This is a genomic window from Salinicola sp. V024, from assembly GCF_052645315.1.
In genome coordinates this window covers 196,507-222,611 of record NZ_JBQXYB010000007.1, presented here as the reverse complement: position 1 = coordinate 222,611, position 26,105 = coordinate 196,507, and the positions used below count along the sequence as shown (strand labels likewise).

The window sequence follows — 26,105 nt, the reverse complement described above, 5'->3', positions numbered from 1 at the left end:
GTTTTGCCTGACGACCATAGCGAGCGGGAACCACCTGATCCATGCCGAACTCAGTAGTGAAACCGCTTAGCGCCGATGGTAGTGTGGGGTCTCCCCATGCGAGAGTAGGTCATCGTCAGGCATCTATTCCGAACCCCGGCCATTGGTCGGGGTTCACTTATTTAGGGGTCTCCCCATGCGTTTAGGGGTCTCTCCATGAAGAGTCCCGGAGTGCCGGCCCACGGATGGCCGCCCCAATCATCGTCAGGCATCTATCCCAAACCCCAGCCAACAGGCCGGGGTTTTTTATGTCGGAAAGAAAACTGGTGACACTGAAAACTCGTGCCGGCAACGTGTTTAGAACGGCGACTTCTGTATGTCGAGTAGGTCACGCGGGTCTCTGTTTTAAGCCGCTTGTCATATTTGTCATCAGACTTTTCCATGATGAGTAAAAAATGAGGAAAGAGAGTAAATCGGTGGATGATTGGTCCGGCTCAAGCTACCTTGTATGAGAATTCACGGAAGAGTAAAGGAGCTACACGATGCAATCCGAACTGTTGAAGAAACTGGCAATGGCGGCGCTGGTCGGTACGATGGCATTGGGCGTTGCAGCTTGTGACAGCGACGACGGGTCCGCCGAGGAAGCCGGTGAGTCCATCGATAATGCCGCGGATAATGCCGCAGAGTCTACCGACAACGCCGTAGATTCCGCCGAGGACAACATGGACGACGCTGGCGACGCCATGGGCGACAAGATGGATGACGCAGGCGACGCCACCGAAGATGCGATGGATGATGCCGGTGATTCCATGGAAGACGCTGGTGAAGACATGCAGGATGAAGCCAAAGAAAACCAGAACTGATCATTCTGACGACACTACGATGAAAGAGTCGTAAGTCCCGTTCTGATGGAGTTCCTCCTGTAAGGAGAGAGTTCTTTCGAAATGGCATTCAAGGCCCGAGCCCCGCATCACATGGGGTTCGGGCCTTTTCGTATCCGCCTAAAATATCAAGGAGCGCCGGTTTCATGGTGGGCGGTTGCTCTTACCTCCAATGGCGAGCACTTCTAACCATTTGCAGGCGCTCCTAGACTACTTGAAAGTTCAGAGCTCACTACGCTTTATCGAGAAAGGCAGGGTCTCAAGCCGGGGCGGATTGGGTTGCGGAGAATAGCAATCCATTCCCCAGGAGGCGCCACTGATCTTCCCAGTGCGTCGTGGGCAGATGCCGGAAGTTGCTACGCACGTACTGACTGATCCTGCCTTCCATGAAAGCCGACAGCAGATTAGCCGCCGCCGACACTGTCAGCTGTGGGCGCAACCCCTCGCGGAGTTCCGCCTCGCGCAGTATCTGCTTGAGCTGTGTTTCCAGTCGCTCGAACAGCTGGGACATGCGGGTGCGAAGACGCGCCGTCTCGCCGGTCAGCACGTCGCCATCCATCAGCCGGCTGAGACCGGGATTCTTTTCGGCGAACGTCAGCACCAGTTGAACGATCGTCTCGCAGCGCGCGAGCGCCGACGGTTCGTCGTCGAGGATGCGTCGAATACGCTCGAACAGGCTCGCCTCGATGAATTCGATCAGCCCCTCGAACATGCGCGCCTTGCTCGGAAAATGGCGGTAGAGAGCCGCCTCGCTAACGCCGACCTGACGTGCCAGTGCGGCCGTGGTGATGCGTTTGCCGCTATCTTCCTCGAGCATCAGAGCCAGTGCCTGGAGGATCTGCTCGCGGCGAGAGAGTGGGGGAGTTGCCTGCGTCATGGCGGTTCTTATCGGTCGTTTTATTGGAGCTCCTTCCTGGAGCGGCCCGGACTGCTTGCTTGTCTGCTCAGCAGCCGAGGCGGGCCTTCCAAGCCCGCGATAATCAGAAACACGGTGAAGCCGGTCGTCAGCCGTGACTGTCGGTGATCTGGGTGCCGACCCCGGCATCGGTGAAGATCTCCAGCAGCGTCGAGTGCACTACGCGGCCGTCGACGATGACGGCGCTGCCGACACCGCCCTTGACCGCTTCCAGCGCACAGCGAATCTTTGGCAACATGCCGCCGTAGATCGTGCCGTCGGCGATCAGCGCATCGACTTGCTCGGTGGAGAGCCCGGTCATCACCTTGCCCTCGGCATCCTGCAAACCGGCAACGTTGGTCAGCAGCATCAGTTTCTCGGCCTTCAGCGCCTCGGCGACCTTGCCCGCCACCAGATCGGCGTTGATGTTATAGCTATGGCCTTCGCGATCGACGCCGATCGGTGCGATGACAGGAATGAAATCGCGTTCGGCGAGCATCTCGATCAGATCGGTGGAGATGTGTTCCACCTCGCCGACGTGCCCGATATCGATGATCTCGGGTTCGGTCAGTGCCGGATTGTACTGTTCGACCTTGAGCTGACGCGCCAGAATCTGGGCGTTGTCCTTGCCGGTCAGACCGATCGCCTTGCCACCGCATTGGTTGATCTGGGTGACGATGTTCTTGTTGACCAGCCCGCCGAGCACCATCTCGACCACATCCATGGTTTCGGCATCTGTCACGCGCATGCCGTTGACGAAGCGCGATTCGATGTTGAGTCGCGCCAGCAGCTGGCCGATCTGCGGGCCACCACCGTGGACCACCACCGGGTTGATCCCGACCTCCTTCATCAACACCATGTCGCGGGCGAAGGAGTCGATCAGCTTGTCTTCGGTCATGGCGTTGCCACCGTACTTGACCACCACCGTCTTGCCGGAATAGCGCTGAATATAGGGCAGCGCTTCCGACAGGATTTCGACCACCTGACGCGGATCGCGTGGGCTCTCGTTCATGAGGCGTTATATCTCCACTGTCTGTGCGCCACGAGTCTATCGAAAGCGGCGCGTTCCCTGTTGTTGCGTACGTCCCGTACTCGGCGATCTCAGAACGGCAGTTCGACGTTCGGTGCCACCGCCAGCAGGGCGGCGCCGAACTGACGCTGGATTCGAGCGAGCGCGGCCTGGTCCTTGCCCTCGAATCGCAGCACCAGTGCCGGCGTGGTGTTCGAGGCGCGACACAGCCCCCAACCATCGGGGTAGTCCACGCGAATGCCGTCCAGCGTCGTCTTGATGCCATCCTGACCGAAGTCGCCGGTCTCGGCCAGTCGCCCGATGATCGCGAACTTCTCCTCGTCGGTGACCGCCGCGTTCAGCTCCGGGGTGCAGATATCCTGCGGGAAAGCGCTGAAAAAACGATCGGCGTCATGCGGTTGGCGCGAGAGAACTTCCAGCAGCCGGGCGGCGGCATAGAGTCCGTCATCGAAGCCATACCAGCGTTCGGCGAAAAAGATGTGACCACTCATCTCGCCGCCAAGCTGGGCGCCGGTCTCCTTCATGCGCGCCTTGATCAGCGAGTGGCCAGTGCGCCACATTTCTGGCTCGCCTCCCGCACGCTCGATGATCTGCGCCAGATTGCCGGTACACTTGATGTCGAAAACGATGCGGGCGCCGGGATCGCGCTCGAGCAGATCCACCGAGAAGGCCATCAGCAGCCGGTCCGGATAGATCATCTCGCCGGCCGGCGTCACCACGCCGAGGCGATCCCCATCGCCATCGAAAGCCAGCCCGATATCGGCACCGCTCTCTTTGACTTTGGCGATCAGGTCGACCAGGTTTTCCGGCTTGCCGGGATCGGGATGATGATTGGGGAAATCACCGTCGATTTCGGCGAAAAGAGGAATCGTCTCGACACCCAGCGCCTCGATCAGGCGCGGCCCCAGCTCACCGGCGACACCGTTGCCGCAGTCGACGACCGCCTTGAGCGGGCGCCCGCGTCGGCCTTGATCGAGCGAGATATCACCCAGGATGCGTTGGAGATAGGCCTCGCTGACATCGAGCTGCGTCAGAGTCCCTTCGCCTTCACTGAGATCGCCGCTGCGGATGCGCTCGAACAGGGCGGTAATCGCGTCGCCCGAAATCGCGACGCCGTCGAGCACGATCTTGAAGCCGTTGTAGTCCGGCGGATTGTGGCTGCCGGTCACCATCACGCCGCTGCGACTCTCGTCGAGGGTGGCGGTGGCAAAATAGAGCACCGGCGTGGGCACGCGACCGATATCGATCACATCACGGCCGGAGGCCCGCAGGCCGCGGATCAGCGCCGCCTGCAGGCGAGGGCCGGAGTGGCGGCCATCACGGGCGACGATCACGCACTGCTGCCCCCTCGCCGCCGCTTCGCTGCCCACCGCGCGGCCGATCCACTCCACCGTCTCCTCGGTCAACGTCTCGTCGACGATGCCGCGAATATCGTAGGCCCGGAAGATCGAGGCGGGCACGTGGGACCCGGACGGGTCATTCATCGTCATTTCCTTGCGTCGTCATTGTCCGGCATTGTCGCGCCAGCGTCGGCGGTCACGCCCAGCGCTCGAGCTCGAGTTCCACCGAGGCCTGTCCGTCGGTAATCAGCCACTGGCCTTCCATCAGCGTGGCACCCAGGCTCAGGTTGCGATCGACGAGAGAGGTCAGCGCCGCCAACGGTTCGGTGGGCAGATTCCAGACCTCGACCCGCGGCAGTGCGCGGATATCGTTCTCGAGTTTCTTCCACCACTGCACCGCACTGCGGGGCGCGTAGGGATAGACCAGTACGCGTTCGGCTCGCGAGAGCCCCTGCTTGATCCGCTTCAACGACGGTTCACCCAATTCTATCCACAACAGGATGCGGCCGTCCGGCGCCTTGAGCCACAGGTCCGGCTCGTCGTCGCTGCTCAGCCCACGGGTCATGGCGAGTTCATCGTCGCCGCTGGTGAGAGGCGCGTTGGCGATAAACGCCAGCAGACGCACCATCAGCCGGGTCGCCGTCTCGGAAGGGTGGCAGGCCACGGTCAGCGCGTGATCGCCGTAGTAGTGACGATCCAGATCGCTGACGTTGAGTTTCGCTTTATAGATGGTTGCGCTTAGCGCCACGTGACATGTCCTTGCAGAGAACGGCTGTAGGAAGCGGAATAGGATTCACTGCCGGCCGGAGTGACCGAAGCCACCGCCGGCGCGGTCGGTGGTGACGAACTCCTCGACGATCTCGAGTTCGGCCTGGACCACCGGTACCAGCACGTATTGTGCCAGCCGCTCGCCGGGTTCGAGCATGAACGTCTCGCGGCCCCGGTTCCACACCGAGATCATCAGCTCGCCCTGATAGTCGGAGTCGATCAGCCCGACCAGATTGCCCAGCACGATACCGTGCTTGTGACCGAGCCCGGAGCGCGGCAGCACCACGCCGGCCAGACCCGGGTCACCGATATGGATGGCGAGGCCGGTGCGTACCAGGGCGCTGTCACCGGGCGTCAGGGTCAGCGCCTCGTCGAGCAGCGCGCGTAGGTCCATGCCGGCACTGCCTACGGTGGCGTAGTGCGGCAGCGGGTAGTCGTGCACACGCTCGTCGAGAATCTTCACCGAAAGCTTGGGTTTGACCGTCGATGGAGAAGCGGGCGTGACGGACGGATTGCTGAGTGACATGAAAAACATTCCTGAAAGCGGATGACGTTGAAGGCGAGGCAGCGACCTAGCTTATCATCGCGGGGGCGGGTCGGACGCGACTAGGGCAGGCGATCGACGATGTGGTCGACGATGACGGCAGCCAGTGTCGCTTTGGCTTGAGCCGGAAGTTCGCGGCGTGTCGTCTGGTCGTGCTGTTTCCACAGTAGCGTGACGGCGTTGTCGTCACTGCCGAAGCCGACGCCTTCACGGGAAACATCGTTGGCGACGATCAGGTCCAGGCGCTTGCGTTCGAGCTTGCTGCCGGCGTGCGTTTCGAGATCCTGCGTTTCGGCGGCAAAGCCGACGGTGAAGGGGCGGTCCGGGCGCGCCGCGATCGTGGCGACGATATCCGGATTGCGCACCAGCTCGAGGGTCAGGCCGCTGTCGGCGTCCGTCTTCTTGAGTTTGTGTTCGCTGACGGCTGCGGCGCGATAGTCCGCCACGGCGGCGCAGCCGATGAATAGATCGCAGGGCAGCTGGGATTCGACGGCGGCCAGCATCTCCGTCGCCGAGGTCACGTCGATGCGATTGACCCCCGGCGGGGTCGACAAGGTGACGGGGCCGCTCACCAGGCTGACGCTGGCCCCACGCTCGACGCAGGCGGCAGCGAGTGCATACCCCATCTTGCCGGAACTGTGGTTGGAGAGATAACGCACCGGATCCAGCGCTTCGCGAGTCGGTCCGGCAGTGATCACCACGCGCTTGCCGGCCAGATCCTGGTGCACGGGCATCATTCTGAGCGATTCTCCGCCGGATTGTCCGACCTCGTCCAGCAGCTGGGCGAGAATGGTTTCCGGCTCCAGCATTCGGCCCAGGCCGACGTCGCCACAGGCCTGGTCGCCGGCGTCCGGCCCCAGCAGGGTCCAGCCCAGCTCGGCGAGTCGATCGGCATTGGCCAGCGTCGCCGGGTGGCGCCACATCGCCTGATTCATGGCGGGCGCCATCAGGCATCTGGCTTCGGTCGCCAGACATAGCGTGGTCAACAGATCGTCGGCATGGCCGTGGGCCAGTCGCGCCATCAGGTCGGCGGTGGCCGGCGCGATCAGGATGATATCCGCCCACTTGGCCAGCTCTATATGGCCCATGCCGGCCTCGGCTTCCGGCTCCAGCAGCGAGGTGCGCACGGGCTCGCCGGTGAGTGCCTGCAACGTCAGCGGCGTGATGAACGCCTGGGCGCCCTCGGTCATGACCACGCGCACCTCAAAGCCCGTCTTTTTCAACAGGCGAGCGAGATTGGCGCTCTTGTAGGCGGCGATGCCGGCGCTGATGCCGAGCAGAATGCGGGTTCCGGCCAATTCCGGACCAATCGGTAGCGACATGGGATCTGTCCTGATGGTTCGGTCGTTACCATACCATTGCGGTCGCAGGTTGCGTAATGGTGCGCTGGAAGTGGCGGCCGCCGTTGCAGCGGCCGCCCGTGGCGATCATTCGGCGTTGCCGAGCTCGCCTTCGCCGACGACCTCGTCGCCCTCCAGCCACTCGATGCTGTCGCTGCCATCACGACGAACGCCGTAGCAGGTCGGTTTATCGTCGCCGTAATCGAAGCACATGCGATCGTCGACGATCGTGGCCTGGCCGGTATAGCCGTCGCCCTCGATCTTGCCGTCCTGGCGGTAGACTTCGTCGTACTGCTGGCCACTCGCCATGGCGCCCTGCACGCGATGCCCCCAGACCTGCTGCTGGATCTCCTCGCCGCTGAGTCGTTCGCCCTCGGCGGCGGTTGCCGTGGTCGCGAAGGCGAGCATTGCCAGCGTGGTTGCCAGGCAGAGAGTCGGTAATATTCGAGCCTTGGGAGAGACTGATGATGTGTTGATCGACATGGTTCATGAACCCCGCGCTGTTGCGTGAATAGTGGTCGTGCGTGACGGCCGTACCCAGGAGCTTACGTGGAGAGGCGTGAAGGAGATGCGCCGGGTCATCAAAAGAGCCGTTCTATCGCACGTTCCACACCGCGCAGCTCGGCGAGCCCCTTGAGTCGACCGATCAACGGGTACCCGGGGCGGCTGTCGCGAGTCAGGTCATCGAGCAGATGATGGCCGTGATCCGGGCGCATCGGCAGTCGGTTGCCGCCTTCACGCTGGCGTCGGCGCTGTTCCTGAACCAGCGCGCCAATCACCCCGATCATATCGACGTCGCCGTCCAGATGCTCGGCCTCGTGGAAGCTGAGCGGGTTGGCTTCGCGACGGGTAGCGCGCAGATGCACGAAATGGATATGCGGCGCGAAACGCTGGGCCATGGCGACCAGGTTGTTGTCCTCGCGCACGCCGTAGGAGCCGGTGCAGAAAGTCAGGCCGTTGGCGGGGCTGGGTACGCTATCGAGCACGTACTGGGCATCTTCGGCCGTCGAGACCACGCGCGGCAGCCCCAGCAGTTCCCGGGGCGGGTCGTCCGGATGAATCGCCAGGCGCACGCCGGCTTCCTCCGCCGTGGGCACGATGGCGCGCAGGAACGTGGTCAGATTGGCGCGTAGCCGTTCGGCATCGATCTCGCGGTAGGCGTCGAGCGCCTGGCGAAAATCTTCCAGCGTATAGTGCTCTTCGGTGCCGGGCAGCCCGGCGATAACGGTGTCGACCAGCTGTGTTCGTGCCGCCGCGTCGAGTGTCTCCAGGTAAGCGCTGGCCGCGTCCCGCTCGGTCTCGCTGTAATCGGTTGCTGCCCCTTCGCGCTCGAGCAGAAACAGATCGAAAGCGGCGAAGGCGGTCTGGTCGAAGCGCAGCGCCGTCCCGCCGTTGGGTAGCGGCCAGGCCAGGTCGGTGCGGGTCCAGTCGAGGATCGGCATGAAGTTGTAGCAGACCACGTCGATACCGCACTGGCCCAAGTTGGCGAGCGTCTGGCGATATTTGTCGATGTAGCTCTCGGCTGCCGGCAACCCCTGCTTGATCGCTTCGTGAATCGGCACGCTTTCGACCACCGACCAGATCAGACCGGCGGATTCGATCAGGCGTTTGCGCTCGGCGATCGCTTCCACCGGCCACACCTCGCCGTTGGGGATCTCGTGCAGGGCCGTGACGATGCCGGTTGCGCCGGCCTGGCGAATCTCGCCGAGGGTGATGGGATCGGCCGGACCGAACCAGCGCCAGGTATGTTCCATGATCAAGCGTCCCGATCAGAAAAGTTGAGTGTCAGAGCAATAATCGTGGCTTTCACGCCATCGCGTTCCAGTTGCATCAGCGCGTCGACGATCTGCTGGGCGAATAGTCGATCATCGCGCAGTGTCGCGGGAAAGACGGCATCGAGCGCGAGAAAGGCGTCGACCAGTGCGGCGCGGTCGCCGCCATGGCGACGATGCAGCGCGGCGAACGTCTCGGCCATGGGGTCGTCCACCGGATGCGGCTGGCCGTCGAGATCGGTGCCGACGGTATAGCGGATCCAGCCAGCCACGCCCAACGCGGTCGCACTGATCGCGTCGTCGGCAGTCATTCGTTCGACACCGCCGGCCAGCCAGCGCTGGGGAATCTTCTGCGAACCGTCCATGGCGATCTGCTGGAGGCGGTGGTGCAGGCTGTCGTTGCCAAAGCGCGCCAGCAGGCTCTCGGTGTAGATGCCGGCATCGGCGCCATCCGGCAGTGACAGCGTCGGGATCGCTTCCTGCTGCCAGTAGTGCTGAAGCAACCGGCGGAAAGCGGGGCGAGCGACGGCGGCATCGACCGTTTCGATGCCGGCAAGGGCGCCCAGGTAGGCCAGCAGCGAGTGGGCGCCGTTGAGCAGGCGCAGCTTCATGGTTTCGAACGGTGCGACGTCGGCGACCATCTCGACACCGTCGGTTTCCCAATCCGGCCGGCCCTGCGGGAAGTCGTCCTCGACCACCCACTGGCTGAAAGTTTCACAGACCACCGCGCCGGGATCCCCGACGCCCAACGCTGCCAGACGCTGGCGGTCGGCGTCGGTCATCGCCGGCACGATTCGGTCGACCATGCTCGAGGGGAAGGCAACCTCCGCTTCTATCCACTCGGCCAGCGCCTTATCGCGATGACGGGCCAGCGAGACCACCGCGCGCCGCGTGCGCTTTCCGTTGTGGGGCATGTTGTCGCAACACAGCACGGTGAACGGTGCGACCCGGGCCGCTCGGCGTCGCGCCAGCGCTTCCACCAGCATGCCCGGGGCGGTATCCGGTGATTCCGGATGGGCAATGTCGTGGGCGATCGGCGCAGCATCGCTCAGCAGTTCGCCGCTGCCCGGGCTCAGGAAATAGCCTTTCTCGGTCACGGTGAGCGTGACGATTCGCACCTCAGGATTGCTCATCCGCGCTAATAGCGCTTCGCGATCCGGACCATCCGGCCCTGCGTAGAGCGCTTCACGGATGGCGCTGACCTCGCGCAGGGTGACGTGTTCGCTGTCGCTGAATTCGGCGACGTGGTAGCGGTAGTCGCCGTCGCGAAGCTGATCGACCAGCGTGCGGTTGGAACGGATGTTGGCGCTGCAGAGGCCCCACTCGCTTTCCTCCCCGGTGGGAGTGCGATTGATACTTCGCTGCAGGTAGACCGCTTGATGGGCGCGATGGAACGCGCCCAGCCCCAGGTGGACGATGCCGATCCCGCTCGGGCCCCGTCGGCTCGGCTCACGTTCGATATGGGTGTCGGCTGCGGCCATGGCGCTATTTCCCCATCAACAGGTTGGGCAGCCACAGCGAGATGGCAGGAACGAAGGACACCAGCATCAGCACGATCAGGTTGCAGATCAGAAACGGGATGATGGCTTTGGCGACATGCAGCATAGGCAGCTTGCCGATACTCGAGACCACGAACAGGCAGACGCCCACCGGCGGTGTGGTCAGGCCGATCATCAGGTTGAGTACCGCCATCACGCCGAAGTGGATCGGATCCATGCCCACGCCGGTGGCCACGCCCAGCAGCGCCGGGAATAGGATGATCAGCGCGGCGATCGTCTCCATGAAGGCGCCGACGAACAGCAGGATCAGATTGAGGATCAGAATGACCACGATCGGATTGGTGCTGATACCGAGAATCGCATCGGCGAGCATCTGCGGGATCTGCTGGCTGGTCAGGATCCAGCCGAACAGATTGGCCAGGCCGACCAGCAGCATCAGCGAGGCGGAGGTGATCACGGTGTCCGACAGGATGCCGCCCAGATTGCGCCAGTTGATCCCCTTGTAGACGAAAGTGCCCACCAGCAGTGCGTAGAGGCTGGCGACGATCGAAGCCTCGGTCGGCGTGAACAGTCCGCCGATGATGCCGTAGAGAATGATGAAGGTCATCATCAGCGCCCAGAACGCGCTGCGGCCCTCCTTGATCAGCTCCTTGAAGGTGGCGCGCTTCTCCTTGGGATAGCCGCGCCGCACGGCCAGCCAGTAGGCTGTGATCATCATCGCCACGCCCAGCAGCAGACCGGGGACGGCGCCGGCCAGGAACATGCGGCCGACGGAGATGCCGGAGAGCGAACCGACGATGATCATCGGTACGCTGGGCGGGATGATCGGGCCGATGGTGGAGGAGGCGGCGGTCACGGCGGCGGCGAACGGCTTGTCGTAGCCGGCTTTCGACATCCCCGGAATCATTACTGAGCCAATGCTGGCGGCGTCCGCCACGGCGGTACCGGAGATGCCGCTGAAGATCATCGAGCCGCCGACGTTGGCCAGACCCAGGCCGCCGCGGATGTGCCCGACCAGGGCATTGGAGAAGCGCACGATGTGCTGGGTGATGTTGCCCACGTTCATCAGATTGCCGGCCATCACGAAGCCGGGAATGCACAGCAACACGAAGGAGTCGATGCCGGAGAACATCCGCTGCGGCACGATGGTCAACGAGATCCCACCGAGCATCAGGTAGGCCAGTGACGATACGCCGAGACAGAAGGCGATCGGCAGACCGATCAGCAGCAGTACCAGAAAGGTGACGAAGAGAACGGCGATTTCCATCAGAGCGCCTCCTGGCGAGTGGTGTCGGCGCGCTCGCCACGAATCATGGCGATGACCCCCTCGGTCATGCCGATCAGGCTGTACAGCAACAGCGACCCGAACAGCACCACCGAGGAGAAGAAAATGTAGAGCATGGGAATGCGCAGCGTCGGCGACGTCTGGAACGCCCCGATCTGGGCGAATTGCCAGGCATTAGGCAGCACCAGAATGGTGAAGATGAAGGTGATGGCCGAGATCAATACGAGATAGGCAGCACGGCCACGAAAGCCGAGCCAGCCATGAAACAGTTCGACGTTGACGTGGCGGTTACGGTGCTGCACCACGCCGGCGCCCAGCGCTACCATGTAGATGAAGAGATAGCGGGTGAGCTCTTCGGTCCACGATAGCGTGATGGGCAGAAACAGTCGCGAGGCGACCTGCAGCAGCACGGTCAGTGACAGCCCCACCAGGGCGATCACGGCCAGCCACAGCATAAGGCGATCCAGCCCGTCAGCCAGGCGGCCGATGGGGCCGCCCAGGCGCGGAACACGATTCAGGATCTCCAGGCTCTCCTGAATATCCTGCGGCTGAGTGTCCGTTTGTCGTTCCGACATGGCGCTCTCCGACCAGGGGAATGGGGCCGGGAGCGTCGTGCCCCCGGCGTACGATTATCAGAGACCCTGAATTTCGTCGTAGAGCTTGCGCTGATCTTCGTCGAGCGAGTCGAGCACCGCCGGACGCGCTTTCTTGGCAAACGCCTCCTGATCGACATCGACGAACTTCATGCCCTTGTCCTTGAGCGCTTGTTCGAGACGTTTCTGGTCATCGACGAACAGCCCTTCCTCGTAGGACTGCATCTCGCTGGCCGCATCGCGCACCACGCTCTGCAGATCGTCCGGCATCGATTCGAGCTTCTGCTTGCCGATCACCACGTAGATCCAGCTGCGGACGTGATCGGTCATGTCCACGTACTGCTGGACTTCATTGAAGCTGGCGCTTTCGATCAGGCTGAGCGGGTTTTCCTGAGCTTCGATGGTGTTCTGCTGCAGCGAGGTAAACACTTCGCTGAAAGCCATCGGGGTCGGGCGGGCGCCCAGCGCTTGCCAGGTATCGACGAACAGCGGCACGTTGGGAACCCGGATCCGCAGGCCATCGAGGTCGTCCGGCGTCTTGATCGGGCGGTTCGAGGTCAGCTCGCGCGGGCCACGCTCGAACCAGGCGATCGGTACCAGCCCGGTGCGCTCGGTGATCTGCTTTTCGATCTGTGTGCCGACGTCGCCTTCGACGGCCTTGCGCATGTGGTCCGCGTCGCGAAACAGATAGGGCACGGCCATCATCGCGGCATTGGGTGCCCAGTTCTGCAGGCTCTCACCGGTGATGGTCATGTCGGCAGTGCCCAGCTGGATGCTGTTGATCACATCCATCTCGCTGCCGAGCTGCTCGTTGGGAAAGACCTGGACCTCGATTCGGCCATCGGAGTTGGCTTCCACCAGCTCCTTGAACTTCAGCGCGGCCTTGTTCCAGATGTTCTGCTCATTGGCCAGATGGCCGAATTTCAGGGTGTAGTCCGCGGCCATTACGGCTTGGCTGCCCAGCAACGTGGCCCCGAGGGCGGCGCCGGCGAGCATGTGTTTGAGTGTGGTGGTGGTCAACATGGCGTGAGTCTCCTGTCGCGTTGGATACGCGTCGGTGTTGTTGTCCCCGTCAGTCAAGTTCCCGGTTTTTCCAGAATCAGGGACGGGCTTCACGGGGCGTTCAAGGTGAAATCCTGACCAGCACCTTGCGCGCCTGTTCCGGGTGGTTCTCGAGCAGATCGATGGCACCGGGCATCTCGGCCAGGGCGATGCGATGGCTGATCAGCGCCTTGGGATCGAGACGACCGGCGGCGATGTGTTCGATCACCTCCGGAAATTTGCGGTTGTTCAGACGCGAGCCGACCAGCGTCAGCTCCTTCTTGATCACTTCCAGCTGGATCAGATCGCTGGGGGTGGGGCTGAATCCGAGCAGGCCGATGCGTCCGGCGGGGCAGGCCATCCGCAGCATGGCCGGCAGCATCGCCGGTATGCAGGCGGCATCGGCGATCAGCGGAATGCCTTCGCCGTCGGTCGCGTTCAGCACGGCCTGCTCGAGATCGTCCGTGCGACCGTTGATCACGTGGCTGGCGCCCAGTTCACGCGCCGTGGCCAGGCGTTCGTCGAGAATGTCGGTGACGATCACTTTTTCGATGCCGAGGGCGCGCGCCATCTGCAGCACGGTCAGGCCGATCACGCCGGCACCGATGATCAGCAGACGATCGCCACGCTGGGGTTCCATCCGCGACAGCACGTTGGCGGCGATGGAGTAGGGCTCGACCAGCGCGGCGGCATCGAGATCGAGGTCGTCGGAAATGCGATGGGCATTGTTCGCCGGCACGTTGACCTGCTCGGCGAAACCGCCGTTGCGGTGTACGCCGATCACCTGCATCGCGCTGCAGACGTTGGGCCGGCCGATGCGGCAGGGATAGCACCGGCCGCAGCTGACGACCGGATCGACACAGACGCGCTCGCCGACGCGGGTCGCGTCGACCCCTTCACCGACGGCGCTGATCACGCCGGCGAACTCGTGCCCTGTGATGCGGGGAAACTGCACGAAGGCATTGTCGCCGTGGATGATATGCATGTCCGAGCCGCAGATGCCGGCGAATGCGACGTCGACGACGACTTCACCCGGCGCCGCCTGAGGCACAGGCTTCTCGCCGACGGCGAACGCATGAGGGGCGCTGACTTCAAAGGCTTGCATCGATAACTCTCCTGACATTCTCACGGTCTCCGGCATCGCTCGTTCACCCGTCCCGGCGTCTACCAGTGCCGGCGTTTACCAGTGCCACAGCGTGCCGTCGTCGAGCCGGTTGACCGGCAGGCTGGCGCGCTTGAACGGATAGCGAGCGGCGGCTTCCTCGTCGATGTCGACGCCATGCCCCGGCGATTCGCCGACCAGGAAATGGCCATCCTCGAAGCGATAGTCGTGGGGGAAGACGCTGTCGGTCAGCTCGTTGTGGGGCATGTGCTCCTGAATACCGAAGTTGGGGACCCAGGTATCGAAGTGGATCGCGGCGCCGAGACACACCGGCGACAGGTCGGTGGGGCCGTGGAAGCCGGTGCGCACGTGGTAGAGCGAGGCCAGATCGGCGATCCGGCGCAGTTGCGTGATGCCGCCGCCGTGGGTCAGCGGCGTGCGAACGTAGTCGATCCACTGGTTCTGGATCATCTCGCGGCAGTCGTGGATCGAGTTGAACACTTCGCCGATGGCGAGCGGCGTGGTGGTGTGTTCGCGGATCAGACGCAGGCTTTCCTGGTTCTCGGCGGGGACGCAGTCCTCCAGCCAGAACAGATGGTAGGGCTCTACCGCCTTGCCCAGACGCGCCGCTTCGATCGGCGTCAGACGGTGGTGGACGTCGTGCAGCAGGTGCAGATCGTGACCGAAGCGCTCGCGCACCGCGGCGAACAGCTGCGGCACGTGGTTGAGGTACTTCTCCGTGCTCCAGGCGTGCTCGGCGGGCAGTTCGGAGTCCGCCGGCTCATAGCGCTCGCCTTCCCGCTTGGCGACGCCGTAGATGGTCTTGATGCCCGGCACGCCGGCCTGAACGCGTACCGCCTTGTAGCCGAGCTCGACGTGCCGGGCGACTTCCTCCAGGCAGCTGTCGATATCCTTGCCGGTGCAGTGGGCGTAGGTCATCACGCGCTCGCGGCTCTTGCCGCCCAGGAGCTGATAGAGCGGCATGTTGGCGGCCTTGGCCTTGATGTCCCAAAGCGCCATGTCGACGGCGCCGATCGCACTCATGGTTACGGGGCCGCGACGCCAGTAGGCGCCGCGATAGAGATACTGCCAGGTGTCCTCGATGCGGCTGGCATCGCGACCGATCAGCGCCGGCACGACGTGCTCTTCGAGATAGGCGGCGACGGCCATTTCGCGGCCGTTGAGCGTAGCGTCGCCGATGCCGTAGGTGCCGGATTCGGTGATCAGTTTGAGGGTGACGAAGTTGCGTCCCGGACTGGTGACGATGACGCGGGCGTCGATGATTTTCATGGACTCTCCGGCTAGGGAAAACGGCGGTTTCAGTGGTTGTCGAACAGATCGGGAAAGCGTTCGATCAGCCGCGGCAGTGAAATGAGCAGCTCGCGCAGATGCGTCTGCACGGCGTGTTCGGCAGCGCCCGGGTCGCGATTCTTGATCGCCTCGACGATGCGGGCGTGCTGCTCGACCAGGGTTTCCAGTGGCGTCCCGTCGGGTACGCTGATGTAGCGCACGCGGTCGAAGTGCGCCTTGACCTCTTCGGTGAATCGCCAGGCCGATTCATGGCCGGCTTCTCGCGACAGCGTCTGGTGGAACTCCTCGTCGAGCACATAGAAGCGGTCGTAATCCCCGCCGCCGATCGTCCTGCGCTGGCGCTCGACCAGCTCGAAGAGATCGTCGAGCCCGCGTGTCGACAGGCCTTCTTCCGCTGCGGACTTGGCTACCGCCACCTCGATCGCCTCGCGCACGAAGCGCGCGCTGTAGACCGCCTGAGGCGAGATCTTGACCACGAAAGTGCCGCGTTGCGGGCGGACTTCGACCAGCCCTGCTTCAGAAAGGCGGATGAAGGCCTCGCGGACGGGCTGACGGCTGACCTCGAAGGTGTCGGCAATCTCTTTCTCCGACAGTGCCTGCCCCGGTGCCAGCACCAGCCGAATGATGGCGTGGCGCAGCACGTCGTAGAGGCGCTGGCGAACATGGCCGGCATCCGAGCTGTTCCAGAGGCTCTGTAAGGTCGTGGGGGGCAAGGAGGCTCCGATGTCGATGTCTGGTGGGCATGCTTCAAGGGCTTGTCTGACTAGTATGGTAGTGGGTTGTCAGAAATTGGCGATTCAACTTTGGGACTAGAAGTACGCCTTTTCCGATAACCGCGCACAGGTTTCGGGAGACGCGGCCGATGTCCTGAGTCAGGGCTCAGACACGACGGATGAACGGGAGGGGCATGGGAATACGCGATTGGCCGGAGGGAGAACGGCCGCGGGAAAAGCTGATGACGCTAGGGTCTTCGGCGCTGTCGGATGCCGAGCTGCTGGCGATCTTTCTGCGCGTCGGCGTCAAGGGGCGTTCGGCGGTGGATCTGGCGCGGGATCTGCTCAGCGCCTTCGGCGGACTGCGCCCGCTGCTGGAGGCGGATCGGCGACGATTCTGCGCCGAGCACGGGCTGGGGGAGGCGACCTATGTTCAGCTGCAGGCGACGCTCGAGCTATCGCGCCGCCATCTGGGCAGCCTGCTCGAACGCGACGCGGCGCTGACGTCGCCTGCGCTGGTGCGGCAGTTCCTGAGCGCGCAGCTGCGCCACCTCGATCACGAAGCGTTCGCGGCGCTGTTTCTGGACACCCAGCATCGCGTGATCCGATTCGAGATCCTGTCCGAAGGCACGCTGGACAGCGCTTCCGTCTACCCGCGCGAGGTCGCTCGGAGAGCATTGGCGCGCAATGCCGGCGCTGTCATCTTCGCGCACAATCACCCCTCCGGCGTCGCCGAGCCGAGCGATGCCGACCGCCGAATCACCGAACGTCTGCGCGAGGCGTTGGCCCTGTTCGACATCCGCGTGCTGGATCATTTCGTGATCGGTGACGGCGAAGTGATCTCTTTTGCCGAACGCGGGTGGTTGTAGAGCGTCAGTCGTAGAGCGCTGGTCTTGTAGAACGGTTCTCGAACGTTGGCTGTACAGAGTGGTGACAGGGCGTTAGCTGCATCATATAGAGAGGCAGGAGAACCATTTCGAGAAGGGGATGGGAACGCGTGTCGGTTTCGGGTAACATACCGCGCCATGTTCTCGGGTGGTTTCTCGAGGGGGCTATCGGTAACGATTGCCCCGCGCGATAACGATTGCCCAGGTCTGGCTCGCACGGCACGGATGATTGCTTCAGTGCCTTGTGGCTCGACTTGTTGCGAAAATCAGGGCGCTCTGGTATAAAGTACGCCCTTTGAATCAGGGCATACGGCGAGAGCTCGTCATTTCGTGCGTCTTCCGAGGTGGCTGGGGTAGTCCCGAAAGGGGTATTCCGAAACAGATGCCCGAGATAAACCGAACAACCCAACCCGCCAGTGGTCGGAGGCTTCCATGTCCCAAGTTTGTCAGGTTACCGGTAAGCGTCCGGTGACTGGTAATAACGTCTCGCACTCACAGCGCAAGACACGTCGTCGTTTCGTCCCGAACCTGCACACGCATCGTTTCTGGGTCGAATCCGAGAAGCGATTCGTCAAGCTGCGCCTGTCTTCCAAAGGCATGCGCATCATTGACAAGAAGGGCATCGAAGCGGTGCTCGTCGATATTCGCAAGCGTGCCGCTAGCCTTTAAGGAGTCGAGACATGCGTGACAAGATCAAGTTGGTGTCCAGTGCCGGTACCGGCCACTTCTACACCACGGCAAAGAACAAGCGTAACACTCCGGACAAGCTTGAATTCAAGAAGTACGATCCGGTTGTTCGCAAGCACGTCATGTACAAGGAAGCCAAGATCAAGTGATCTAGCTTACCGACAGCGCTGAATAGGCGCTGGATGACAGTACGGAAAACCCGGTCCTCGACCGGGTTTTCTCGTTTGTGATGGCTGAAACGCGAGAATCCGAGCATGCCCGAGCTTCCCGAAGTCGAAACGACACGCCGCGGTATCGCGCCCTACGTGGAGGGTCGGGAGATCGTCGAGGTCATCGTGCGCCATCGCAGCTTGCGCGTACCGGTGCCGAGCGACCTGGAATCGGCGCTGATCGGCGGGCAGTTCGGCGAGCTTGCCCGCCGCGCCAAGTACCTGCTGCTGCCGCTGGCGGATCGGACCCTGCTGTGGCACCTGGGCATGTCCGGCAGCCTGCGTATCGCTCGCGTCGGCGATCCACCCAAGAAGCACGATCATGTCGATGTCGTGTTCGAGGGCGGGGCCATCCTGCGCTACCACGATCCGCGGCGTTTCGGCTTCGTCGATTGGCTGCGGGGGAGCGCCGACCTGGATACCCGGCTATCGCGGCTGGGTCCGGAACCGTTGTCGCCCGACTTCGACGGTCAGCGGCTGTATCGGCTCTCCCGGGGCCGCCGCGCCTCGGTAAAGACCTTTATCATGGACAACATCGTGGTGGTGGGTGTGGGCAATATCTATGCTACCGAAGCGCTGTTCATGGCAGGCATCGATCCGCGCCGGGCAGCGGGGCGCGTCTCGCTCGAGCGCTTCGCGCGCCTTGCCGAGGCGATCAAGACCGTGCTGGCGGCGGCGATTACTCAGGGCGGAACCACGCTGCGGGATTTCGTCAGCGGCACCGGCGAGCCGGGATACTTTGCCCAGCGGCTCAATGTCTACGGCCGTGCCGGCGAGCCGTGCCGTCACTGCGGGCTGGAGCTGCGCCATATCGTGCTGGGGCAGCGCGCCACGGTTTATTGCGCCCTCTGTCAGACCTGAGCGGCAGTTTGCTGGTCGCGTCAGGCCTGACCTTCCGGTCCGAAGCTCGGCCGTCGGGTCGAGATCGGTTCTAAATCCATTCGATTTTGCCTCTGCGGGTTGGTGTCGGACGCATGCGGGTTAGAATGCGCCAGGATTTCTGTTTATCGATGCCCGTTCGAAACGTTTTTTCCAACTTCTTTTCCCGATGTCCTTGCCGATGGAGCCCTGCACATGGAGTCAACCGTGACCCAGACCCTGCGTCTCAAGAAGAACGCCGATCGACGTCTGAAGGCGGGCCATCTGTGGCTCTACTCCAACGAGATCGATATCCAGGCGACGCCGCTCAAGGATCTCGAGCCGGGTGCGCAGGTGATCATCGAGGCCGCCAACGGCAAGGCGATGGGTGTTGCCTATGTCAATCCGAACTCGCTGATCTGCGCGCGAGTGGTCTCCCGGGATGCCAATGTCCGACTCGACCGTTCGCTACTGGTGCATCGTTTCAACCAGGCGCTGGCGCTGCGTGATCGCCTGTTCGCCAAGCCGTTCTATCGGCTGATCCATGGCGAAGGCGATCTATTGCCGGGGTTGATCATCGATCGATTCGACGACGTGTTCGTGGTGCAGCTCAACACGCTCGGCATGGAAATGGTTCGCGACGAGGTGATCTCGGCGTTGGACAAGGTGCTGTCGCCTCGCGCCATCGTGTTCAAGAACGATTCCAGCGGCCGTCGTCTGGAAAAGCTCGATTCCGAGGTGGCAGTGGTCCATGGCGAACTGCCGGACGAGGTGCTGCTGGAAGAGAACGGGGTGCGTTTCGTGGCCCCGGTGCTGGACGGTCAGAAGACCGGCTGGTTCTATGACCACCGCGCCAACCGCGCCTGGCTCAATGGCCTGGTCGCCGGCAAGCGCGTGCTGGATCTGTTCAGCTACGTGGGCGGTTGGGGTGTTCAGGCTGCGGCTCACGGTGCCAGCGAAGTGCTGTGTGTCGATGCGTCGGAGAAAGCACTGGATCGCGTCGCCGAGAACGCCGCGCTCAACGGTGTCCACGAGCAGGTCGCCGTCGGTCATGGCGATGTCTTCGAAGCCATGACCGCGCTGCGTGCCGAGGGTGAGCGTTTCGATGTGGTGGTACTCGATCCGCCGGCGTTCATCAAGAAGCGCAAGGATCTTACCAATGGCGAACGCGCCTACGCCCGACTCAATCGCGAGGCGATGCGCCTGTTGAGCCGCGATGGCCTGCTGATGTCGGCCTCCTGCTCCATGCATCTCTATGAAGAACGGCTGGTCGAGTGCGTGAGGGGTGCGGTTCGTCATCAGGACCGCCACGGCCAGATTCTCTATCGTGGCGGCCAGTCCGGCGATCACCCGATTCATCCGGCCATTCCGGAAACGGCCTATCTGAAAGCGCTCGGCGTGCGGGTCTTCCACAATTGATCGACGCCACTGACGGGGATCGCTGACATGTCTGCCGGCCAGGTTTGCGTGTTTCGTCACTCCAATGTCTTGTTGGTCAGTCATGTTCGTAACGTGATCGAGAGCGCGGGTCTCTCGGCCACGTTGCGCAACATGACGCTGGCCGGCGGGGCAGGAGAGTTGCTTCCCGATCAGTGCGAAGCGGAAGTCTGGGTGGCGATCGAGGCCGAATGGCAGGCGGGCCAGCTGGTCCGGGAGGCGCTCGACGGCCCCTCCGTGACCGCGCCGACATGGCGCTGTGCTGGTTGCGGCGAACGGCTGGACGGCGTGTTCGATCGCTGCTGGCAGTGCGGTCATGAGCGCCCGACAGAATTCGCATCGATCTGACTTTAAGTCATTGACCGACGCTGCTCAGGAGGCCCGTATGACGTGGGATCTGCCCAGCCCTTTCGTGATCGACATCCAGGTCGAGGCATCGAGCATCGATCACTACGGCCACGTCAACAACGCGGAATACCTGCGCTGGGTTGAACGTGCCAGTTGGGCCCACTCCCGCCACCTCGGGCTGAGCCTCGACGACTACCGCGCGCTCGATCGCGGCATGGTCGTCCATCGCCACGAGCTGGATTACCTGGCGCCCGCCTTCGAAGATGATCGCCTCCAGCTCGCCACGTGGATCATTGCCTGTGACGGGCGTCTGACGCTGAAGCGCCGGTTCCAGCTCTGCAATGTCGCAAGCTCTCGTACGCTGCTTCGTGCGCACACGCGTTTCGCCTGCATCGAACTTTCCAGTGGTCGGCCCAAGCGAATGCCGCCTCGATTCGTCGAGGTATACGGTGATGCGGTGATCGCTGGTTAGCAAATATTCCTGTCTTTGCCTTTAAATCCGGATATTCGTTCGAAGAGCGGGCGTTATTCGGGTCTTGTTCGTCTTTTATCCGCGGCTATCCCGTCTTTATTGCTGCTGTGCTGTAATTCGCTCGATCCTTTAATGATAACCAGCGATCGAGGAAATCATCATGCATATCGGCGTGCCCAAGGAAATCAAGAATCATGAATACCGCGTCGCTTTGACGCCGGGCGGCGTGCGTGAGCTGATCGCTCGGGGTCACCGGGTGTCGGTGCAGGCGGAAGCGGGTACCGGATCCGGCTATGCGGACGATGCCTATCGGGAAGCGGGCGCCGAGATGATGAGCGACGTCGACGCGCTCTGGGCAGCCGCCGACCTGATCCTCAAGGTCAAGGAGCCGCAGGCGGAGGAAGTCGCACGGCTGCGCCCGCAGCAGACGCTGTTCACCTATCTCCATCTGGCCGCCGAAGAGCCGCTGACGCGAGGGCTGATCGATAGCGGCGCGACCTGCATCGCCTACGAAACCATTACCGATGCGCTAGGCGGTCTGCCGCTGCTGGCGCCGATGAGCCGCGTCGCCGGGCGCATGGCCGTTCAGGCCGGCGCCCACAGTCTGGAGAAGGCGCAGGGCGGTGCCGGTATTCTGCTGCCTGGCGTGCCCGGCGTGGCGCCAGCCAAGGTGACGGTGATCGGCGGCGGCGTGGTCGGCGAAAACGCTGCGCGCATGGCGTTGGGCCTGGGTGCCGAAGTGACGATCCTCGACAAGTCCCTGCCGCGATTGGAAGTGCTCGATCATCGTTATCAGGGCCAGATCCGCACGGTCTATTCGACCACCGAGACGCTGGAAGTCGCCGTGCGCGAGTCGGACATGATCATCGGCGCGGTACTGGTGCCCGGCGCCGCCGCGCCCAAGCTGATCGGCCGCGCGATGCTCGCCGAGATGAAGCCGGGCAGCGTGCTGGTGGACGTGGCGATCGACCAGGGAGGCTGCTTCGAGACCAGCAAGCCGACCACTCATGCCGATCCCAGTTACGTGGTCGACGGTATCGTTCACTACTGCGTCGCCAACATGCCGGGCGCGGTGGCCCGCACCTCGACCCAGGCGCTGACCAACGCGACGCTACCCTTCGTGATCGCGCTCGCCGACAAGGGCTGGAAGCAGGCGCTGGCCGACGATGTTCATTTCCGCGGCGGCCTCAACGTCCACGCCGGCCAGGTGACCTACGCCTCCGTCGGCCAAGCGTTCGGGATGGAAGTGGTTTCGACCGAGCAGATTCTGAAAGGTTGAGGTCGGAAACCCTCCGAGGCGGGTACCAATAGACGAGATCGATAAATTAGCGGCGCCGACACAATCGGTGCCGCTCTCGATTTCAAACTGTGGTTGCTCAGCCTTGAATGAAATGCAGCGGGTAGGAATCTCGCTATGCGAGACGAAAATGGTCAGGCGTCTCGGTATGCTCGGGAAAGACCCTGTCTCGAGCCATCAACATGTCGTCAGCTTATCGTGAATCTTCCCAGACTCCCTCCACCCTCCGTCATGTGATGGCACTGCTGCGGGTAACCGCCGCGTGCGGCGCTCGAGGCGCCGGTATAGACGATTACCTCGATGCCACTGAGTTGAGCCGGCCGACCATCTATCGGCTGCTCAAGGGACTGCGAGGAGAAGGGTTTTTGCGGCCCTCGCCGCTGCGTCATCGCTACCTGCTGGGCTACGAGCTGTTGGTACTCGGTGCCGAGGCGGGGAACGGCGGCAGCCTACGCGATCTGGCTCGTCCCCGACTACTGGCGATGGCGCAGCGTCTCGGCGACAGCTTCTATCTGTTTGCGCACGATGGCCGTCACGCGGTCTGTCTCGAAGTTCAGAACGGTGCCTACCCGGTCGGCAGTTTCGTCGCCTCGATCGGTGGTCGCGTACTGCTGGGCGCGGGGCAAGCATCGGTCGCGCTACTGGCCTCGCTCGAACCGCGTGAGCGCGAATGGATTCTGACCGCCAATCGCGAGCTGCTGCAAGATCGCTACCAGGTCAGTGTCGAGGCCGTCGAGCAGGAAATCTCGCGCTTCCACCGAGAGGGTTACGCCCGGGGTGTCGAGGGTTCGAGCCTGCCGGAGTTTACGGGCTTGGCGATCCCCATTCTCGACCACAGCGGGCGCTGCCTTGGCGCCTTTAGCTGCTCGATGCTCAAGTCACGGATGACGATGGATCATCGACGGGACGTGCTGGCGATGATGGCGGAGCAGGCCGATAGCTTGATGTCGGAAGCCCACGGTCTGTTGCAGGCGGAATGATGACTACGTCGAAAACGGTTCAACCGTCTCATCTTCGCCCGTGTGGATGGCAGGCGCTGTTGCCTCCCGCAACGCCGCGGCCTGAGCTTCACGGTGATCAGATCGCGGACCTGGTGATCGTGGGCGCGGGCTACACCGGCGTCGCCGTGGCGCAGACCTATCACTCCTTGGCGCCGGACCGCCGTGTCGTGATGCTCGATGCCGAAACAGTCGGCGAGGGTAGCCCTGGGCGTAACTCTGGTTTCATGCTGGAGATCGCCCTGGCCAGTGACGCGTCTTCGGATCAACTAGCGCGAATGTCGACGCTCAATGCGTTGAGCCGTCAGGCAATGGCGAAGCTCAAAGCGCAGGTCGACGATCACGCTATCGAATGTCAGCTGCAGCGCACCGGCACTTATCGGGCCGCCCGGGGGGGAGAGGGGCGCCGTGCGCTGGCCCAGTATCGAGATTTTCTGGAGGCGTCGGGATTGTCTTACGAGCGGCTGGAGCGCGAGCAGCTCTCCGTTGCGTTAGGGACCCGCTACTACGCCGAGGGGCTCTATTCTCCCGATTGCTATCTCGTTCAGCCGGCCGCGCTGATCCGGGGGCTGGTCGACACGCTACCAGAAGCGATCGACTGTCGAGAGCAGAGTCCGGCGTTGGCGGTTCAGCGAGACAACGGTGCCTGGAGAATCACGACGCCGAACGGATCGATTCGTGCGCGCCAAGTGGTGTTGGCCAATAACGCGTTCTCGCGTTCCTTGGGCGCTGACCATTCGCGTCTCGCAGCTATCTATACTTACGCCGCGCTGACCGCGAGACTCGATCCCACTTTGACGGCAGCGATCGGCGCCGCACCTTGGGGGCTGCTCCCAACACATCGGCTGGGCTGCACATTACGCACCACTTGGGATGGCCGGCTAATGATCCGTGCCCAGTACAGCTACGAGCAAGAGCGGGACAACGCGACCGTGGCTGCCGATCTCAAGGCAAGCCTGGTGGCACGCTATCCGGAGCTGGCGGATATCGAGTTCGAACGGGTCTGGGGTGGAACCACCGGCCTGACCTATAACGGTGCCCCGCTGTGGGGGGAGCTGGCGGATGGCGTATTCGTCTCTGCGGGCTGCAACGGCGGGGGCATCGTAAAAGGCACCTTATTGGGCGATGCCTTGGCACGTCTGGCTCTGAAACTTCCGACAGTCGATGTTCCCGGCCTTTTCGGGAAGCCAAGCTGGATGCCGCCCGAGCCCATTCGCAAACTCGCCTTCAATGCCATTCGCACTATCGAACGGCACAAGGGTAGAGATGAGGCCTGATACGTTCGGCCCATCCTTGGCCGAGGCCTAGCACCACCAACGAGTTATCGAGACCCACAACACACAACAATTCAAGGAGTCACCATGGATCCTCAGACGCACTATGGAATGCTGTCGTTATTGCCTGCATGTCTCGCCATTGTCTTGGCTTTCGCTACGCGCAATACGATTTTCTCGCTTGCTGTCGCCTGTGTCGTGGGCGTATCGATCATGGGGAAGGGGCTGTTTGGTTTTCCCAACCTGCTGAAGACCTCGTTGGGGACCACGGATTTTTCTTGGATCCTTCTTCTCGAGCTCTTCATCGGTACCGTTATCGCTTTCTTTCAGCGAACCGGGGCGATTCGCAACTTCACCCTCTGGGTCGAAGCCAAGGCGTTGTCCCGCGTCCGTGTACAGCTGGTGGGATGGTTCATGGGCATGTTCGTGTTCTTCAGCGACTACTTCAGTCCGCTGTTCGTCGGTTCCACGCTTCGCGAGCTGACTGATCGTTATCGAGTTTCGCGGGAGAAGCTGGCTTATATTGCTGATTCCACCTCGGCGCCAGTTAGCGTTCTGGTACCGATTACCGGATGGGCGGTGTTCATTTCCGGACTACTCATCGGTATGGGACCCATCAAGACCGCAGGCGATGCCATGCAGGCCTTCATTTACGCGATACCGTTCAACCTATATGCCTGGATGTCGGTATTGATGGTTGGATTGGTGATCGTAGGGATCGTACCGCTGTTCGGTCCAATGAAGCGCGCCGAGGCTCGGGCGCAGCAGGAAGGCAAGGTTTTCCGAGACGGCGCGGATCCATTATTGGGCGAGGAGTTGACCGACCTCCAGCCATTCGAAGACATCAGGACCAGTCTCTTTCTGAATTTCGTGCTGCCGGTATTGATCGTAATCAGTGTCGCCGTGGGCACCTTCGCATTCATGGGGTCGGCGAAGACCATGGAAGCCTTCCTGGCCGCGGCGATCGTGCTGGGCGTGATCATGCGATTTCAGGGAATCCCGCTCAATGACATCATGAAGACCGCCACGGCGGGCATGAAAGGCGTGATGCCGGCAATTCTCATTCTGGCACTAGCCTATTCGCTGAATCAGCTCTCGAAGGACATGGGGACGGCGGACTATATTGTGCATCTGAGCCGCGACTGGCTGTCACCGACGCTCCTTCCTGCCATCACCTTTTTATTCGCTGCATTGATTGCATTCGCGACGGGGTCATCTTGGGGCACCTTCGCGATCATGATGCCGATTTCGGTGCCGGTGGCATTCGTGCTCACTGGCGATACGCTGACGCCTCTTGTCTATGCGACGATCGCGGCCGTGGCAGGCGGTGGCGTTTTTGGCGATCACTGCTCGCCACTGTCCGATACTACGGTGCTGGCTTCCACCGGCTCTGCTTGTGATCACATGGATCACGTGCGCACGCAGATACCCTTTGCTCTCGCGGTTGCGGCCGTATCTTTGATTGTCTATCTGCTGATCGGCTACGGGCTGTAGACACGCATTGCGGGGTGTTCGCTATAGGGGAGGTGGCACGGTAAACTGCCC

At 62.5% G+C, this 26,105-nt stretch carries 27 protein-coding genes and 1 rRNA gene; 13 read left to right on the top strand and 15 right to left on the bottom strand.

The genetic code is table 11. The features are described from left to right. Positions 1-6: 6 nt before the first annotated feature. Together rrf and ACUN9V_RS12580 are read left to right on the top strand one after the other, a co-directional pair. Positions 7-121: ribosomal RNA gene (gene rrf, locus ACUN9V_RS12585) — 5S ribosomal RNA — on the top strand. 400 nt (positions 122-521) lie between these two features. Next, on the top strand, positions 522-842 hold the full coding sequence (locus tag ACUN9V_RS12580) for a hypothetical protein (protein ID WP_188113758.1): 321 nt from the start codon (positions 522-524) through the stop codon (positions 840-842). A gap of 277 nt (positions 843-1,119) precedes the next feature. Here ACUN9V_RS12580 and slmA read toward each other — a convergent pair whose 3' ends face one another. The 15 genes from slmA to ACUN9V_RS12505 all read right to left on the bottom strand — a co-directional run bounded on the left by slmA (position 1,120) and on the right by ACUN9V_RS12505 (position 16,093). Beyond that, a complete protein-coding gene (gene slmA, locus ACUN9V_RS12575; RefSeq protein ID WP_445511634.1) occupies positions 1,120-1,737 on the bottom strand; it encodes a nucleoid occlusion factor SlmA in 618 nt (205 codons plus the stop codon). Positions 1,738-1,864: 127 nt separating this feature from the next. Beyond that, positions 1,865-2,767, bottom strand: a complete 903-nt coding sequence (argB, locus tag ACUN9V_RS12570; protein ID WP_445511633.1) for an acetylglutamate kinase — start codon at positions 2,765-2,767, stop codon at positions 1,865-1,867. Between the two features lie 89 nt (positions 2,768-2,856). Then, positions 2,857-4,269: a phosphomannomutase/phosphoglucomutase gene (locus tag ACUN9V_RS12565; protein ID WP_445511632.1), complete on the bottom strand. Its 1,413-nt coding sequence runs from the start codon at positions 4,267-4,269 to the stop codon at positions 2,857-2,859. A gap of 52 nt (positions 4,270-4,321) precedes the next feature. Next, entirely contained in the window at positions 4,322-4,873 is a 552-nt protein-coding gene (locus tag ACUN9V_RS12560) for a YaeQ family protein (protein ID WP_445511631.1), read from the bottom strand. Between the two features lie 45 nt (positions 4,874-4,918). Further along, positions 4,919-5,419 (bottom strand): dUTP diphosphatase, encoded by a 501-nt coding sequence (gene dut, locus ACUN9V_RS12555; RefSeq protein WP_445511630.1) that lies wholly within the window; start codon positions 5,417-5,419, stop codon positions 4,919-4,921. Positions 5,420-5,499: 80 nt separating this feature from the next. Then, a complete protein-coding gene (gene coaBC, locus ACUN9V_RS12550; RefSeq protein ID WP_445511629.1) occupies positions 5,500-6,759 on the bottom strand; it encodes a bifunctional phosphopantothenoylcysteine decarboxylase/phosphopantothenate--cysteine ligase CoaBC in 1,260 nt (419 codons plus the stop codon). A gap of 105 nt (positions 6,760-6,864) precedes the next feature. Then, a complete protein-coding gene (locus ACUN9V_RS12545) occupies positions 6,865-7,260 on the bottom strand; it encodes a hypothetical protein (protein WP_445511628.1) in 396 nt (131 codons plus the stop codon). A 98-nt stretch (positions 7,261-7,358) separates the two neighbouring features. Next, entirely contained in the window at positions 7,359-8,531 is a 1,173-nt protein-coding gene (uxuA, locus tag ACUN9V_RS12540; protein WP_445511627.1) for a mannonate dehydratase, read from the bottom strand. 2 nt (positions 8,532-8,533) lie between these two features. After that, a complete protein-coding gene (locus tag ACUN9V_RS12535) occupies positions 8,534-10,030 on the bottom strand; it encodes a mannitol dehydrogenase family protein (protein ID WP_445511626.1) in 1,497 nt (498 codons plus the stop codon). Positions 10,031-10,034: 4 nt separating this feature from the next. Then, complete coding sequence (locus ACUN9V_RS12530; RefSeq protein ID WP_075563212.1) at positions 10,035-11,315, bottom strand: TRAP transporter large permease; 1,281 nt, start codon at positions 11,313-11,315, stop codon at positions 10,035-10,037. Continuing rightward, the gene (locus tag ACUN9V_RS12525) at positions 11,315-11,908 is read right to left on the bottom strand and encodes a TRAP transporter small permease (protein ID WP_075563213.1); all 594 of its coding nucleotides are present in this window, start codon (positions 11,906-11,908) and stop codon (positions 11,315-11,317) included. The genes ACUN9V_RS12530 and ACUN9V_RS12525 overlap by 1 nt, the downstream gene beginning before the upstream one ends. Positions 11,909-11,965: 57 nt before the next feature. Next, positions 11,966-12,949, bottom strand: a complete 984-nt coding sequence (locus ACUN9V_RS12520) for a TRAP transporter substrate-binding protein (protein WP_445511625.1) — start codon at positions 12,947-12,949, stop codon at positions 11,966-11,968. A 100-nt stretch (positions 12,950-13,049) separates the two neighbouring features. Then, positions 13,050-14,072 carry a Zn-dependent oxidoreductase gene (locus ACUN9V_RS12515; RefSeq protein WP_445511624.1) on the bottom strand — a complete coding sequence of 341 codons (1,023 nt, stop codon included), beginning with the start codon at positions 14,070-14,072 and terminating at the stop codon, positions 13,050-13,052. Between the two features lie 75 nt (positions 14,073-14,147). Further along, positions 14,148-15,359, bottom strand: coding sequence for a D-mannonate dehydratase ManD (gene manD, locus ACUN9V_RS12510; protein WP_445511623.1), 1,212 nt, complete (start codon positions 15,357-15,359; stop codon positions 14,148-14,150). Between the two features lie 29 nt (positions 15,360-15,388). Then, complete coding sequence (locus ACUN9V_RS12505) at positions 15,389-16,093, bottom strand: GntR family transcriptional regulator (RefSeq protein ID WP_445511622.1); 705 nt, start codon at positions 16,091-16,093, stop codon at positions 15,389-15,391. A gap of 194 nt (positions 16,094-16,287) precedes the next feature. Here ACUN9V_RS12505 and radC point away from each other — a divergent pair, with 194 nt between their 5' ends. The 11 genes from radC to ACUN9V_RS12450 all read left to right on the top strand — a co-directional run bounded on the left by radC (position 16,288) and on the right by ACUN9V_RS12450 (position 26,054). After that, a complete protein-coding gene (gene radC, locus ACUN9V_RS12500) occupies positions 16,288-16,962 on the top strand; it encodes a RadC family protein (RefSeq protein WP_075563218.1) in 675 nt (224 codons plus the stop codon). Positions 16,963-17,412: 450 nt separating this feature from the next. Next, complete coding sequence (rpmB, locus tag ACUN9V_RS12495) at positions 17,413-17,649, top strand: 50S ribosomal protein L28 (RefSeq protein ID WP_075563219.1); 237 nt, start codon at positions 17,413-17,415, stop codon at positions 17,647-17,649. A gap of 11 nt (positions 17,650-17,660) precedes the next feature. Continuing rightward, the gene (rpmG, locus tag ACUN9V_RS12490) at positions 17,661-17,816 is read left to right on the top strand and encodes a 50S ribosomal protein L33 (RefSeq protein ID WP_031384643.1); all 156 of its coding nucleotides are present in this window, start codon (positions 17,661-17,663) and stop codon (positions 17,814-17,816) included. A 105-nt stretch (positions 17,817-17,921) separates the two neighbouring features. Further along, positions 17,922-18,737, top strand: a complete 816-nt coding sequence (gene mutM, locus ACUN9V_RS12485; protein ID WP_439304924.1) for a bifunctional DNA-formamidopyrimidine glycosylase/DNA-(apurinic or apyrimidinic site) lyase — start codon at positions 17,922-17,924, stop codon at positions 18,735-18,737. 225 nt (positions 18,738-18,962) lie between these two features. Beyond that, on the top strand, positions 18,963-20,153 hold the full coding sequence (locus ACUN9V_RS12480) for a class I SAM-dependent rRNA methyltransferase (protein WP_075563229.1): 1,191 nt from the start codon (positions 18,963-18,965) through the stop codon (positions 20,151-20,153). Between the two features lie 27 nt (positions 20,154-20,180). Beyond that, positions 20,181-20,519, top strand: a complete 339-nt coding sequence (locus ACUN9V_RS12475) for a putative signal transducing protein (RefSeq protein ID WP_445511621.1) — start codon at positions 20,181-20,183, stop codon at positions 20,517-20,519. 37 nt (positions 20,520-20,556) lie between these two features. Then, positions 20,557-20,991 carry an acyl-CoA thioesterase gene (locus tag ACUN9V_RS12470; protein ID WP_445511620.1) on the top strand — a complete coding sequence of 145 codons (435 nt, stop codon included), beginning with the start codon at positions 20,557-20,559 and terminating at the stop codon, positions 20,989-20,991. Positions 20,992-21,151: 160 nt separating this feature from the next. Beyond that, entirely contained in the window at positions 21,152-22,270 is a 1,119-nt protein-coding gene (gene ald, locus ACUN9V_RS12465) for an alanine dehydrogenase (RefSeq protein ID WP_445511619.1), read from the top strand. A gap of 200 nt (positions 22,271-22,470) precedes the next feature. Beyond that, positions 22,471-23,268 carry an IclR family transcriptional regulator gene (locus ACUN9V_RS12460; protein WP_445511618.1) on the top strand — a complete coding sequence of 266 codons (798 nt, stop codon included), beginning with the start codon at positions 22,471-22,473 and terminating at the stop codon, positions 23,266-23,268. Between the two features lie 59 nt (positions 23,269-23,327). Continuing rightward, entirely contained in the window at positions 23,328-24,563 is a 1,236-nt protein-coding gene (locus tag ACUN9V_RS12455; RefSeq protein WP_445511617.1) for an NAD(P)/FAD-dependent oxidoreductase, read from the top strand. A gap of 84 nt (positions 24,564-24,647) precedes the next feature. After that, positions 24,648-26,054, top strand: coding sequence for a Na+/H+ antiporter NhaC family protein (locus tag ACUN9V_RS12450; protein ID WP_445511616.1), 1,407 nt, complete (start codon positions 24,648-24,650; stop codon positions 26,052-26,054). The last annotated feature ends 51 nt before the right edge of the window (positions 26,055-26,105 follow it).

Coding starts and splice junctions, on each gene's coding strand:
- ACUN9V_RS12545 (WP_445511628.1), bottom strand. CDS start 7,260: ATGTCGATCAACACATCATCAGTCTCTCCCAAGGCTCGAATATTACCG.
- rpmG (WP_031384643.1), top strand. CDS start 17,661: ATGCGTGACAAGATCAAGTTGGTGTCCAGTGCCGGTACCGGCCACTTC.
- ACUN9V_RS12530 (WP_075563212.1), bottom strand. CDS start 11,315: ATGGAAATCGCCGTTCTCTTCGTCACCTTTCTGGTACTGCTGCTGATC.
- uxuA (WP_445511627.1), bottom strand. CDS start 8,531: ATGGAACATACCTGGCGCTGGTTCGGTCCGGCCGATCCCATCACCCTC.
- manD (WP_445511623.1), bottom strand. CDS start 15,359: ATGAAAATCATCGACGCCCGCGTCATCGTCACCAGTCCGGGACGCAAC.
- coaBC (WP_445511629.1), bottom strand. CDS start 6,759: ATGTCGCTACCGATTGGTCCGGAATTGGCCGGAACCCGCATTCTGCTC.
- ACUN9V_RS12515 (WP_445511624.1), bottom strand. CDS start 14,072: ATGCAAGCCTTTGAAGTCAGCGCCCCTCATGCGTTCGCCGTCGGCGAG.
- ACUN9V_RS12450 (WP_445511616.1), top strand. CDS start 24,648: ATGGATCCTCAGACGCACTATGGAATGCTGTCGTTATTGCCTGCATGT.
- ACUN9V_RS12565 (WP_445511632.1), bottom strand. CDS start 4,269: ATGAATGACCCGTCCGGGTCCCACGTGCCCGCCTCGATCTTCCGGGCC.
- ACUN9V_RS12535 (WP_445511626.1), bottom strand. CDS start 10,030: ATGGCCGCAGCCGACACCCATATCGAACGTGAGCCGAGCCGACGGGGC.
- rpmB (WP_075563219.1), top strand. CDS start 17,413: ATGTCCCAAGTTTGTCAGGTTACCGGTAAGCGTCCGGTGACTGGTAAT.
- ACUN9V_RS12460 (WP_445511618.1), top strand. CDS start 22,471: ATGTCGTCAGCTTATCGTGAATCTTCCCAGACTCCCTCCACCCTCCGT.
- argB (WP_445511633.1), bottom strand. CDS start 2,767: ATGAACGAGAGCCCACGCGATCCGCGTCAGGTGGTCGAAATCCTGTCG.
- ald (WP_445511619.1), top strand. CDS start 21,152: ATGCATATCGGCGTGCCCAAGGAAATCAAGAATCATGAATACCGCGTC.
- slmA (WP_445511634.1), bottom strand. CDS start 1,737: ATGACGCAGGCAACTCCCCCACTCTCTCGCCGCGAGCAGATCCTCCAG.
- mutM (WP_439304924.1), top strand. CDS start 17,922: ATGCCCGAGCTTCCCGAAGTCGAAACGACACGCCGCGGTATCGCGCCC.
- dut (WP_445511630.1), bottom strand. CDS start 5,419: ATGTCACTCAGCAATCCGTCCGTCACGCCCGCTTCTCCATCGACGGTC.
- ACUN9V_RS12475 (WP_445511621.1), top strand. CDS start 20,181: ATGTCTGCCGGCCAGGTTTGCGTGTTTCGTCACTCCAATGTCTTGTTG.
- radC (WP_075563218.1), top strand. CDS start 16,288: ATGGGAATACGCGATTGGCCGGAGGGAGAACGGCCGCGGGAAAAGCTG.
- ACUN9V_RS12470 (WP_445511620.1), top strand. CDS start 20,557: ATGACGTGGGATCTGCCCAGCCCTTTCGTGATCGACATCCAGGTCGAG.
- ACUN9V_RS12520 (WP_445511625.1), bottom strand. CDS start 12,949: ATGTTGACCACCACCACACTCAAACACATGCTCGCCGGCGCCGCCCTC.
- ACUN9V_RS12580 (WP_188113758.1), top strand. CDS start 522: ATGCAATCCGAACTGTTGAAGAAACTGGCAATGGCGGCGCTGGTCGGT.
- ACUN9V_RS12525 (WP_075563213.1), bottom strand. CDS start 11,908: ATGTCGGAACGACAAACGGACACTCAGCCGCAGGATATTCAGGAGAGC.